We start from the raw sequence: 12,280 nt of genomic DNA on the forward strand, positions 1-12,280 counted from the left end.
CCGTGATCGAGCTCGCCGTCCTGGACATGGCCGGAACGACCATCAACGAGGCGGGTGCCGTCTACCGGGCGCTGCGCACCGCCGTCGAGCGCACCGGAGTGGCCGTCACCGAGGCCGACCTCCAGACCTGGATGGGCACCGACAAGCGCGAGGCCATCGCCGCCCTGGTCCGCATAGGCGGGGGCACCCCGACCCCGGAGCTCGTCGAGGACGGCTACGCCGCCTTCGCGGAGTTCCTGCGCGAGGCCTACCGGGCCACTCCCCCGCAGGCCATCGCCGGTGTCGAGGACGCCCTGGCCGAGCTGCGCCGACGCGGCATCAAGGTGGCCCTGACCACCGGCTTCAGCGACGACGTCGCGTACCCGCTGCTGGAGTCGCTGGGCTGGTCCACCGGCGAGGGCGGCAACCTCGACGCCGTGGTCACCTCGGACGAGGTCCCGCGCGGGCGCCCGGCGCCGCACATGATCCACCGGGCGATGGAGAAGACCGGGGTGATCGACACCCGCCGGGTGCTGGCCGCCGGCGACACCGTCGTCGACGTCGAGGCCGGCGCCAACGCCGGGGCCGGCGTGGTCATCGGCGTGCTGACCGGGGAGCTCGGCCGCGACGACTTCGAGGGGCGCCCGCACACCTACGTGCTGGACAGCGTCGCCGACATCCCGGCGCTCCCCGAGGCCCGGCCGACGGCCTGACCGCACCGCCCGACCGCACCGCCCGACCCCGCCGCCGTGATCCCGCCGCTGTCATCCCACTGACCGACCTCACCGCCGGGTGAGCCGCCGAAGCCGTGAGCCGCCGGGGCGTACGCCCGGGCGGCTCATGCGTCGGTCGGTGGGGCTGCGGCGGCGGCCGGTCGGGGCCGCCGCGGCGGACGTCCCGTCAGGACGGGCTGGTGGCCAGCAGCGCGGTGGTGGTCACCTTGTTGTCGCACTCGGCGAAGAGGCCGTCGTCCAGGGCCACCTGGTGCGCTCCCGCGCCGCCCGGCAGGCCCACCACGAGCGTGGGGTAGGCGACCGGCGTGGCCCCGGAGTCGCAGCCGCCGTCGCCCTCGCCCTGCACCTGGACGAAGGTGAGCTTCACCCAGGCCTTCCCGCCCGGGGCCACCCGGACCGGGGTGGCGGTACCGCTGTGGGTCACCGCGAGCGGGGCGTTGTGGTCCGGGGAGCCGTTGGCCGCCCCGGCGACGGTCGGGAAGCCCTGCAGCGTGCACGGGTGCGCCGAGGTGTTGGTGAACGCGACGATCGCCGCTCCCACCCCGGTTCCGTTGGGGCGCTGCTTCGCCTGGTGGGCCTCCACCGTCAGGTCGGTGGCCGCGCAGGCCGCGGCCGTTCCGGCGGACGGGGATGCGGTGGCCGGCGCGGTCCCGGTGGCCGGAGCGCCGGACGCCGTGGCGCCCTTGCCGGGGGCCGGGTGCGCGGTGCTCGGCGCGGTCGGGGCGGGGGCCGCCGCCGTCTGCGTCACGGTGGCTGCCGCGGTCGGCGCCGCGGCCGGCCCGGATCCGTCGTTCCCCGGCCCGCAGGCCGTGACGAGCAGGGCGGCGGTGGCGGCCGAGACGACGGCGACCGCGGCTCTTCGGGTCTGCTTCCGGTACTGCGTGTCCTGCATGGTTCCCCCGAGGGACGGAGACGGAGCGGTGCCGGCCCTGTGCGGGCACCTGCCCCGTACACACCGCCGTTCCGGTGCCGGTTCCCCGGGCGCCCGGGTGTGACAGGACGGTGACGGAATCGGGAGACCCCCGTCGCACGGTGACGACCGGTCGGGCCCGTCCGCTCCGTCCGTCCCGTCCCGTCCCGTCCGGATGATGAGACCCCGTCACCGACCGGTGCGCCCGCGCACGGAACCGTCCGGCACCGGGCCCCGGGCTGCGCCCGGCGGCTCCCCCGCAGGTCAGTGCGGGGTCAAGCTACGGTCAAGGGTTTCGCCGGACGCGCGGCGGGGGCCTATCCTGGGGCCGATTCATACAGACACCTCGTTCGGTGAGGCGTCTTCACGGACACAGGCCACTGATCCCACCCGTCGAGAGACGCTCCGGATCAGGACAGGTCTCCCCGGCCCAAGGGGTGACCCCAAGTGGCTTCCCGTCGCTCGCGACCAGGGACACGCCGTGGAGTGCCAAAGCTCTGACGAGTGGGGGTGCACCCGGTGGTGACGCCGGTCTCCCCCTGCCGTGCCGCCGCGACGCCGATGCGCGGCCGAGATCGGGAGGGAGGCGTGATGGACGGAAGTCCTGGCCATAGTCGGCCCATTCCCGTGCTGTCCTCGCCGTCCTTCCGCCGTCCGAGGCGCCCCCTCCTGCCCTGACCGAACCGGTCCGGCCCCCGCCCTGCCGTCCCGCCCCGCGCGGGACGCCTCGGCGTGCGCCCGGAACCGCCCGCGCGGTCGGGGCACGCGGTGGCGTGCCGTCGGGCGGCCCGCATGCCCCGAACCGTCCGGGGCGAGGGGGTCTTTCCTCGTGGCTGCCACCACCCTGTTCGCGTCCGCCACGGCCCGGCTGCGCGACCGCACGGTCGACGCCGAGCACCGCACCACGGTGTCCCGGGCCGTGCGCTCCTCCCTGGTCTCGCTCGCCGGGCTGATCGGCGGCCCGGTCGCCAACCAGGCCGGCGAGGAGATGGGCCGGGTCGTCGACGTGGTCGCCCGGCTCTACGGGCCGGAGCCGTACCCGCCCGTCACCGGCCTGATCATCCGGATAGGCCGCCGCCGCGCCTTCATCGCCGCCGACGCCGTCGACCGGATCCTGACCGGCCGGGTACGGCTGCGCACCGCCCGGGTGGACCTCCGCGAGTTCAACCGCAGGCCCGGTGAGGTGCTGCTCGCCCGCGACGTGCTGGACCATCAACTCGTCGACGTCGACGGCGTGCAGGTCACCCGCGCCGCCGACCTCTACCTGGCCCCGCTGGCGGCCCGCACCGTCCTGGTCGGCGTCGACGTCTCCCTGCCCACCCTGCTGCGCCGCCTCGGCCCGCGCCGCTGGCAGATCCGCCCGACCCCGGAACGCGTCCTTGACTGGCAGTCCGTCGCACCGTTCGGCGAGCAGGCCACCCACGGGCCCGCCGAGGTGCGGCTGCGCGCCTCCCGTTCCGCGCTGCACCGGCTGCGCCCGGCCGACCTCGCCGACATCCTGGAGGACCTCGGCCGCCACGAACGCCAGCAGCTGCTCGGCTGGTTGGAGCCCGAGCAGGCCGCGGACGCCCTGGAGGAGATGGAGCCGGCCGAGCTGGAGAACCTGCTCCGCGAGGCCCCGCCCGAGCACGCCGCCCGGCTGGTCGACGAGATGGAGCCCGACGAGGCCGCCGACGCCCTGCGCGACCTCGACCCCGGCGAGCGCGAGAACCTGCTCGCCCGGATGACCGCCCCCGGGGCCGCCGAGCTGCGCGCCCTGCTCACCCACCGCGAGGGCACCGCGGGCGGCGCGATGACCACCCTGCTGGTCACCGCCCGCCCCGCGCACACCGTCGCCCGGGTACGGGCGGAGCTCGCCGCGCAGGCCGACCACCGCACCGACATCGACGCGGTGGCCGTGCTGGACGACGACGGCCGGCTGCTCGGCGACCTCCCCCTGTTCGACCTGGCCGTCGCCGAGGACACCACGGTGGTCGCCGATCTGGTGGCCTGGCTGGCCCAGTTCGGCCCGCCGGTGACCGTCCCGCCCGACACCCGGCTCGCCGAGGCCGCCGATCGCCTGATCGCGGCCCGGGCCACCTCGCTGCTGGTGGTCGACCACACCGGCCGCCCGCTCGGCCGCGTGCTGGCCGACGACATCCTCGACACGCTGCTGCCCGAGCGCGGGCGCCTGCACTTCCGGAGGCTCCTCAAGTGACCCGCGACCTCGACACCCGACCGGACGGCGGCAAGCGCGCCGAGTCCGGCACCCGCCCGGACGGCGCGCACCCGGCCCCAGCGCCGTCCACCCCGGCGCCGTCCGCCCCGGCCCGCCGCCGGGGCATCCGCCGGCTGGCCGCCGTCGCGATGATCGCCGGCCCCGGCCTGGTCGCCGCCAACGCGGGCAACGACGCCGCCGGCATCGCGACGTACGCCAGCGCCGGCTCCCAGTTCACGTACGGCACGCTGTTCTTCATGGTGCTGGTCACCGTCGCCCTGGTGATGGTGCAGGAGATGGCGGTCCGCCTCGGCGCCCACACCGGCAAGGGGCTGGGCGCGCTGATCCGCGAGCAGTTCAGCCTGCGCCTGACCGCCCTGGCGGTGTTCTGCCTGCTGCTGGCCAACACCGGCCTGGTGGTCAGCGAGTTCGCCGGGATCGGCGCGGCGTTCGAGCTGCTCGGCGTGCCCAAGTGGGCGGTCGTCCCGCCGGCCGCCGTGCTGCTCTGGTCGCTGGTGCTGTTCGGCTCCTACAAGTGGGCCGAGCGCATCTTCCTGATCATGTCGCTGGCGTTCTTCGCCTACCCCGTCGCCATGGTGCTCGGCAGCCCCGACTGGGGGCGGGTGGGCGAGCACCTGGTCGTCCCGCACCTGGAGCCCGGCAAGGACTTCATCCTGCTGGCCGTCGCGCTGATCGGCACCACCGTCAGCCCCTACATGCAGTTCTACGCCGCCGCCGGAGTCGTCGACCGCGGTGCCAAGCCCGCCGACTACAAGCTGATCCGGGCCGACGCCGTGCTCGGCGCCGTGTTCGCCTGCGTGATCAGCCTGACCATCATCATCGCCACCGCCTCGGCGATCGGCGGCAGCGGCCCCCTGGAGTCCGCCGCGCAGGCCGCCGAGGCCCTGAAGCCGGTCGCCGGGCACGGCGCCGAGCTGCTGTTCGCCTTCGGTCTGATCGGGGCCTCCGCCCTGGCCGGCGCCGTGGTGCCGCTCTCGGCGAGCTACGCCGTCGGCGAGGCGGCCGGCGTCGAGCGCTCGGTCTCCCGCAGCTTCCGCGACGCGCCGCTGTTCCTCGGGGTGTTCACCGCCCAGATCGCCCTGGGCGCCGTGGTCGCGCTGACCCCGGTGGACGTCATCCAGCTGCTGATCGGCACCCAGGTGCTGCAGGGTCTGATCAGCCCGATCGTCCTGGTCTACCTGCTCGTGCTGACCAACCGCCGGGCCGTCCTCGGCGAGGCCGCCAACGGTCCGCGCTACCGCATCGCGGCCACCGCCGTGGTCGTCGGCGTGGCCGCCATGTCGACGATCCTGCTCGTCCAGACCGTCCTCGGCTGGTTCGGCCTCGGCTGAGCCGGCCCGCGCGGGCCCCGGTCGTCAGCGGCCGGCGGCGGGCCGCCGGACCCCGCCGCGAAGACTCCGACGGATTGTCATGACTGAAACACCGTCCGGCCGGGCATAACGAGGACAGCCCACCGACGGGCCCAGCCGACGCTCCCCCACGAGCAACGGCCGGGCCCTTGGCCGGCGCCCGGGCCTGGATGCGACTCCCCCCACGGAGTGGCAACCAGGCCCGCATGGTGTTCAACCAGCGATACGCAGCGTACATGCCATGTCCACTCAACGCTACCGCGCTGCACACCTTGGCATCCGGTGACCTCGCCGACGCGTCCGGTCGAGCCGACGAGCGGCCCGAGCCCCGGACCGGATCGGCCCCCGCCGGATCACGAAGCGGGCACGACCCGGGCACGATGCAGGCACGACGCGGCCACGATGCGGGCACGAGGACGGCACGACGTCGGCGCGACACCACCGTGCTAGAACCGACGCCGGGCCGCAACTCCCGTTGCCCGCCCGGCACTCCGCGCACCGCGCCCCCGTCCCACGCCCCTTCCGGCCACCATCCTGGGAGAGCCATGTCGACTGCCGCACGCATCCGCCCCGCACGCCTCCTGTCCGGCGCACTGGCCGCCGCCCTCGCCCTGCTGCTCCCCGGCACGGCCGGGACCACCCCCGCGAGCGCCGCCACCACCGGGCTGGACGGCGCCTGGGCCTGCACCGTCCCGTCCGGGTACGTCTACGACCAGGTGTCGATGAACCGCTCCTGCAGCGGCGGCGGGAGCTGGAACTCGCCGCAGTTCCACCTGCGCACCCCCGTCGACGGCCTGACGGCCTGTGTCAGCGCGCCCGGATTCGTCTACGACCAGATCACCTGGGGGCTCGCCTGCAGCCAGCAGAGCGGCGTCCAGTCCAACCAGTACCACCTGCGCACGCCGGTCGACGGCCTCACGGCCTGCGTCGGCACCCCGGCGTTCACCTACGACCGGATCACCTGGGGCCTGTCCTGCAGCCTCCAGCAGGGCGTGCAGTCCAACGCCTTCCACCTCCGCACGCCGGTGAACGGCCTCTGGGCCTGTGACGTCCCCAAGGGCTTCACGTACAGCACGACCACCCAGAACACCGACTGCAGCTTCTACCAGGGCGTCCCGTCCACCAAGTTCCTCCTGCTGGGCTGAGCGGGACCGCGGCGCAGCGCGGGAGCGGGGGGCCGGCCGGGCCGGGCGTCCCGTTCCCGTCGCCGCGCGGTCCGTCCGGCGGCGGGCTACTCCAGCAGCCGCCGCAGGATCCGCGCCTCCACGTCCGCCCGGGCGTACGGGCCGTCGTCGGCGGCGTGCAGGTGGCCGCCGATGCGCAGGGTCACGGTCATCAGGCAGCGGGCCTCGACCTCCTCCTCGTCGGGGCAGAAGGAGGAGTAGAGGGAACGGAGGTACGCCATGCGGCGGTTGTCCACCCGCCGCAGGCGCTCGGCGACGGCCGCGTCCCGGCGGGCCCACTCGCGGACCGCCAGGTCGGCGGTGGTGCCCCGGACCGGCCCCTCGGAGGCGGCGACGACCGCGAACAGCCGGTGGAGCCGCGCCCTGGCGTCGCCCCCGCCGCGCTCGACCTCCTCGATCACGCCCTCGGCGACTTCGTACTCCCAGGTGTCGAGCATCTCGGAGAGGAGTGCGTCCCGGTTGCGGAAGTACCCGTAGAAGCCGCCCTTGGTGACGCCGAGGGACTGCGCGAGGACCTCCACCCGGACGGCTTCGGGGCCGCCCGCGACGAGCGCCCGCAGGCCCTCCTCGATCCACTTCTCCCGCGGCGTGCGGATCGCGCCCATGCCGTGCTCCTCCTCGCGTCGAGGGCGAGTATACGGCAGCGTATAAATGGCCCTATGCTGGATCTATACGCCACCGTATAGATTGGGGTCCGGCCGTGAGACTTCCCCGAACCGCGCACACCGACCTGCCCTGGCGGATCCACGGGATCGCCCACGACTTCACGGTCGAGGACGTCTGGGACCTGCCCACCCCCGGCGGACCGGACGACTTCGACCGGCTGGTGCGCCAGTTCGCCGAGGGAATGACCGGCGGGATGCTCGGCGACAGCGCGGCCTCGCGGGCGCTCTTCGCCGTCCGCCACCGGCTCGGCGCCCTGTTCCACTGGGACGAGCCGCGCCCCGGCACCCGGCCGCCGACCCTGCGCGACCGCCTCCCGGCGGACCTCCGGGACGGCCGGCGCGGCCCGGACCTCGGCACGTCCGGGTTCGCCTCCCTCTACCGGCTGGACGACGAGTGGGCCGCCGAGCTGGCCAACCGGACCGTGCACGCGGTGCTGCACCTCGGCTGGGTGCCGGACGGACCGGTCGGCCACCGCGGCCGGATGGCCGTCCTGGTGAAGCCGAACGGGGTGCTCGGCACGCTCTACATGGCCGCCATCAAGCCCTTCCGGCACCTCCTGGTGTACCCCGCCCTGCTGCGCTCCGTCGGCCGCACCTGGCAGGCGAACACACCGGGGAAGAACGCGAACTGACGGTGTGACGGCGGGCCCGGCCGGCGGCGCACGGCCGCCGGTCGGGCCGCTCCCCGAACGGGGTCAGGACAGGTAGTCCTCCAGCCCGCCGTCACGCCGGATGTCCAGGGTGACGCAGTGGAAGCCGCCGCCGAGCACCCGGGAGTGCCGCAGCCGGTGCGGCAGGACGGTGATCCCGGAGTGCTCCAGCAGCTTGATCAGGCTCTCCTGGCCGGACTCGACGATCGCCGTGTCCGGGGAGACCATCAGCAGGTTCATGCTGATCCAGCTCTCGCTGAGCGCGTGCTCGGGCGTGTCCCCGGTGGGCTCGGCCGGCGGGCACCACAGGACGTCCCAGCCGCGCAGCGGCTCCGGGACGGTCTCCGGGCTGATCCGCTCCGGGTTGAGCAGCACCAGCCCCGGCCGCAGCAGCGCGATGGTGCTGTCGATGTGGGTGTAGCCGTAGATGTCGCGCAGCGGGTGCAGCCGCAGGCCGCCGTCGCCGAGCAGGCCGAGGGTGGATTCGAGCCACTGCAGGCCGAGTTCGTTGCCGCTGCGGGAGACCTGGTAGAACACGTCCCGGCCGAGCCGCAGCACGTTCGCGGCGTCGAAGACCGGCTCGGCCTCGCCCAGCAGCGGGAGCCCGTCCGCGTCGTACTCGAAGAGCTCGTCGCTCAACTGCGGCCGGGGGGCGGCCAGCCAGCGGGCGCCGCGGCGCAGGTAGTCCTGGAAGAGTCCGCGCAGCCCGAAGACCTCGAAGTAGCGCTGCCGCATCGGGCTCGCCACCTCGATCACCGTCTCGCCGACCACCAGGGTCAGGTCCCGCGGGCAGTAGGAGTGGAAACCGCCGTCGGCCTTCCAGAGCGGCGAGGCGAACTCGGCCGCGTGGTCGACCGCCTCGGGCTGGTGGACGGTGACGCCGAGGCCGCGCAGGGTGGCCACCAGCGCGTCCAGGTCCTCCTCGGTCTCCTCCACGACCTGCTGCGAGTAGGGCCCGACCTCGATCGAGGCGAGGTCGGCGGCGCTGGTCTTCGGGAAGCAGGACAGCCACGAGGACGGCTCGGTCTGCTCGGGCAGCCGGGCGCCGACAGCGCTGCCGACCACGACCTCCCGCAGTGTGGTGAACTCGTCCCAGCTGTGGACCGGACGGGCCGAATTGGACATGACTCCCCCTTGACACGGGATTTAGGGACGGGCACCGCGGAGCGAGGCCCCCGGGCTGCGCGGAACCGGCCATGGACATCGGTACGGATGGACCGCCGGACTGTCTCCGGTCGAGCGCGGCCTACGGGAAATCACCGGCCGGGCAGCCGAATTCGCCTTTCGACGGGCCGGGATCGACGGTCAAGCTACCCGGCCGGAAGACGGCGGCGCAAGGACCGTGATCGGCACCGCACACGCCGCCCCGACGAACCTCCGACCGATCCGCCCGTTGTTCAACTCCCTTGCCCCGGAGCCGATCAACGCTCGGCTTACGGCCAGGACCCACCCGGCCGTCCCCTCCCGCCGCCCGGCGCTCACCACCGCCACGCCCGGCGGATCCGGCTCCCGCCGGCCAGGGCCAGCAGCGCCCCGCCCGCCGCGGCGACCGACGCCACCGCCAGGTTCTGCCGCTGCGCCCGGCGCCGGTCGGCGGCGGCCGCCCGCTCCGAGGCCGCCAGGAAGGCCCGCTCGACCCCGGCCGCGGCCAGCTCACCGGCCGCCACCCGCCGTCTGAGCTCCTCCAACCGGACGCCGCGGTAGAGCAGTTCCGGATCCCGGTCGGCAGCCGCCCAGCCGCGCGCGGCCGCGGTCAGCCGACGCTGCTCCCCCAGCGCCTCCTGTCCCTCCGCCAGCCACCCGCGCAGTCTCGGCCAGGCCTGCGGGAGGGCGTGGTGGGACAGCTCGACGGTGTCCCGGTCCACCACCACCAGCCGTGCCCGGACCAGCCGTTCCAGCACCTCCGGCACACCGGGATCGTCGAACTCGGCCCGCCGGACCGGCTTGCGGGTGCCCTCGTCACCGCCCGGCACCAGCTCGCCGCAGGACGCCGGCCCGTCGTCCAGCGCCATCGCGCCCGCGCCCGCTCCGGACCCGGGCAACTCCCCGCCCAGCAGCTCCCCGCCGAGCCGCAGGAACACCGCCCGCGCCCGCGCCCGGTCGGCCGCCTCCAGCCCGTTGTACAGCGACTCCGCCGTCCGGGCCAGCGCGCCCTCGAAGCCTCCCGTGGCCTGGAATCCGGCCAGGGTGAGCGCGTTGCCGCTGCGCCGCCGCCAGGTCTCCAGCAGCGCCGCGGACAACAGCGGGAGCGCGCCCGGCTGTTGGGCGGCGGTCGAGATGAGGACGGCCAGCAGGGCGCCCTCGACGGTGCAGCCGGAGCGCAGCGCCGGTTCGGTGATCGCCCGCCGCAGGTCGTCCGGCGCCGGGCGCCCCACCGCCAGCACGCCGAGACGCCCGGCGTCGGCCAGCCCGGGGTGCCCGGCGAGCAGCGGCCCGCTCTGGTCCGAGCGGACCACCAGCACCACCCGGCAGCGGGCCGGGGCCGGCACCGGCAGCCCGGCCCAGGCCTCGACCGGACCGCCCGCGGCCGTCGCCACCAGGGCGTCCAGGAAGCGCGCCCGCTCGGCGGAGTCCCGGCAGCGGGTCAGCAGTTGCTCGCCCTGGTCCACCACGAGCACCGGGTCGCCGGCCGTCGGTCCGGACGCGTCGCGCCTCGCCTCCCCGGCTCGCTGCCCGAGCCGGGCGAGCGCGAGCGCGTACGCCTCCATGGGTCGTTCGCCGGGCGTCAGCAGCGCCACCGGGACACCGCCGCCGGAGGCCGTGGCCCGCCCCGGGCCGCCCCGGGCCCCGGACCGCCCGCCGGCCCCGCCCCGCCCGGCCGCCGCACCGACTGCCGCGCCGACCGCGGGCGAGCCGCCCAGCCGGGCCAGCAGACCGGCTCTGACCAGCGAGGACTTGCCCGCCCCGGACGGCCCGGCCACGATCACCAGACGCCGATCGGCCAGCAGGGCGACCAGCCGGTCCAGCAGCGCCTCGCGGCCGAAGAACCGCTCGGCGTCGACCGCCTCGAACGCCGCCGCGCCGGGGTAGGGGGCGCGCCCGGCGTCCTGGGCGCGCCGCCGGGAGGCGGCCTCGGCGGCCAGCTCGGCGGCCAGTAACTGCCACCGGTGCCGCCACTCCCGCACGTCCCCGTCGCAGGCCTGCACATAGGCGAGGGTGACGGCGAGACTGGGCAGCCGCCGGCCTCCCGCGGCCACCGACAGACTGGCGGCCGAACAGTGCGCCCGGACGGCGAGTTGACGGTACGGCGGACTTCCGGCGCGTTCCCGCAGGGCCCGCAGGTCGCCTGCGAACCGCAGCAGCGGCGCGTCCCCGGGGTCCAGAGGACTTTCCCGACGCGGCACGACGTCCCCCTTCTTCGGTGAAGTGGTGTCCTGAACCTGTGCTCACGTGTCCACGCGCGTCGCACGCGGCTCGTGTCCATCCCCCGGTGATTCATCATGCACAGGACGGTTGGCGTCAAACAATGGTGCGTGCGGGTCGGTTGTTCCGAGTTGATGTTCAATGTCCAGCCGCACGGCGCCGAACAAAGCCGGTGGGATAGAACCGGGACCCGCAGCCTTCGCTGACTTCGGAGACATCCATGAAGTTCACGCGGTACTGCCGTTCCCTACTGTCCACACCCGCGATGGCGGTGGAGCGGTACACCAAGAGCCACCAGTCCGGGGCCGATATCGCCATGGTCGATCTGGAGGATTCGGTCCCACCCGCCCGAAAGGAGGAGGCCCGCCGGCTCGCCGAGGAGTTCTTCGCGCTGCCGTCGACCAAGCTCGCGCGCAGCGCGGTGCGCATCAACACGCTGTCCGGCCCGGACGGTCTGCGCGACCTGATCGCCATCACCCGGTACCGCGTCAAGCCGGACCTCGTACTGGTCCCGATGGCGGAGTCGCCCCGCGACATCGAGATCGCCGCCGGGGCGCTCGGCCGGGACTGCCCGGAGACGGAGTTCCTGGCCGTCGTGGAGACGCCGCTGGGTATCGAGCACGCGCCGGCCATCGCGGCTGCCGGGCACCGGCTGCGCGGGCTGGTCTTCGGCTCGGCCGACTACGCCTTCGCGGTGGGGGCCAGGCTCTCCTGGGACGCGCTGGCCCACGCCCGCGCCCGGGTGGTCAACAGCGCCCGCGCCGCGGGGGTGGAGGCGATGGACGCGCCGTTCTTCGAGGTCACCGACCTCGCCGGGCTGCGCCGCGAGGCCGGGCTCGCCCGGGACTTCGGGTTCAGCGGCAAGATCGCCGTCCACCCGCGCCAACTCGCGCTGATCAACGAGACGTTCAGCCCGGACGAGGAGCTGCTGGCACGCGCCCGCCGGGTGGTAGCGGCGGGTCTGGAGAACGGCCGCTCGGTCACCGTGGTGGACGGGGTGATGGTCGGCATGCCGTTCTTCGAGGCCTCGCAGCGCCTGATCGAGCAGTTCGACCCGCCGAGGCCCGACGGCCCGCCGGAACCCGCCGGATCGCCCCGGCCCCCGCATTCGCGCCAGCCCCCGGATTCGCCCCGGTCGGCCGGACCGCAGCACCCCCAGGGCGACCGGCAGGGCCCGCCCCCGGGCCACGCGCCCACCGACACCCCGAACCACGCGACGGAGAAGTGA

Annotated in this window: 10 protein-coding genes and 1 riboswitch; of the genes, 6 read left to right on the top strand and 4 right to left on the bottom strand. The window is 74.8% G+C overall.

Translation table 11 applies throughout. The annotated features are described in order from the left end of the window. Positions 1 to 2: 2 nt before the first annotated feature. Positions 3 to 692 (top strand): phosphonatase-like hydrolase, encoded by a 690-nt coding sequence (locus tag ABT048_RS20485; protein WP_350522850.1) that lies wholly within the window; start codon positions 3 to 5, stop codon positions 690 to 692. A 187-nt stretch (positions 693 to 879) separates the two neighbouring features. Here the strand turns inward: ABT048_RS20485 and ABT048_RS20490 are convergent, their stop codons facing one another. Further along, entirely contained in the window at positions 880 to 1,605 is a 726-nt protein-coding gene (locus tag ABT048_RS20490) for a DUF4232 domain-containing protein (RefSeq protein WP_350522851.1), read from the bottom strand. Positions 1,606 to 1,961: 356 nt separating this feature from the next. Beyond that, positions 1,962 to 2,140: riboswitch (M-box (ykoK) riboswitch) on the top strand. 312 nt (positions 2,141 to 2,452) lie between these two features. Here ABT048_RS20490 and ABT048_RS20495 point away from each other — a divergent pair. From ABT048_RS20495 to ABT048_RS20505, 3 genes are all read left to right on the top strand, one after another. Further along, positions 2,453 to 3,820: a magnesium transporter MgtE N-terminal domain-containing protein gene (locus tag ABT048_RS20495; RefSeq protein WP_350522852.1), complete on the top strand. Its 1,368-nt coding sequence runs from the start codon at positions 2,453 to 2,455 to the stop codon at positions 3,818 to 3,820. Further along, positions 3,817 to 5,172 carry an NRAMP family divalent metal transporter gene (locus tag ABT048_RS20500; RefSeq protein ID WP_350522853.1) on the top strand — a complete coding sequence of 452 codons (1,356 nt, stop codon included), beginning with the start codon at positions 3,817 to 3,819 and terminating at the stop codon, positions 5,170 to 5,172. Before ABT048_RS20495 ends, ABT048_RS20500 begins: the two co-directional genes overlap by 4 nt. 563 nt (positions 5,173 to 5,735) lie before the next feature. Next, on the top strand, positions 5,736 to 6,335 hold the full coding sequence (locus ABT048_RS20505; protein WP_350522855.1) for a hypothetical protein: 600 nt from the start codon (positions 5,736 to 5,738) through the stop codon (positions 6,333 to 6,335). A gap of 86 nt (positions 6,336 to 6,421) precedes the next feature. Here the strand turns inward: ABT048_RS20505 and ABT048_RS20510 are convergent, their stop codons facing one another. Continuing rightward, the gene (locus ABT048_RS20510; RefSeq protein ID WP_350522856.1) at positions 6,422 to 6,979 is read right to left on the bottom strand and encodes a TetR/AcrR family transcriptional regulator; all 558 of its coding nucleotides are present in this window, start codon (positions 6,977 to 6,979) and stop codon (positions 6,422 to 6,424) included. 95 nt (positions 6,980 to 7,074) lie between these two features. Here ABT048_RS20510 and ABT048_RS20515 point away from each other — a divergent pair, with 95 nt between their 5' ends. Then, positions 7,075 to 7,671 carry a DUF2867 domain-containing protein gene (locus ABT048_RS20515; protein WP_350522857.1) on the top strand — a complete coding sequence of 199 codons (597 nt, stop codon included), beginning with the start codon at positions 7,075 to 7,077 and terminating at the stop codon, positions 7,669 to 7,671. A gap of 63 nt (positions 7,672 to 7,734) precedes the next feature. On the opposite strand, the gene ABT048_RS20520 is transcribed toward ABT048_RS20515, so the two are convergent. Both ABT048_RS20520 and ABT048_RS20525 read right to left on the bottom strand, forming a co-directional pair. Next, a complete protein-coding gene (locus ABT048_RS20520; RefSeq protein WP_350522858.1) occupies positions 7,735 to 8,814 on the bottom strand; it encodes an inosamine-phosphate amidinotransferase 1 in 1,080 nt (359 codons plus the stop codon). A gap of 353 nt (positions 8,815 to 9,167) precedes the next feature. Next, positions 9,168 to 11,033: an nSTAND1 domain-containing NTPase gene (locus ABT048_RS20525; RefSeq protein ID WP_350522859.1), complete on the bottom strand. Its 1,866-nt coding sequence runs from the start codon at positions 11,031 to 11,033 to the stop codon at positions 9,168 to 9,170. Positions 11,034 to 11,272: 239 nt separating this feature from the next. Between ABT048_RS20525 and ABT048_RS20530 the strand changes: the two genes are divergently transcribed. Then, complete coding sequence (locus tag ABT048_RS20530) at positions 11,273 to 12,280, top strand: HpcH/HpaI aldolase/citrate lyase family protein (protein ID WP_350522860.1); 1,008 nt, start codon at positions 11,273 to 11,275, stop codon at positions 12,278 to 12,280.

The organism is Kitasatospora sp. NPDC096140 (genome assembly GCF_040303045.1).
Taxonomy (GTDB): Bacteria; Actinomycetota; Actinomycetes; order Streptomycetales; family Streptomycetaceae; genus Kitasatospora.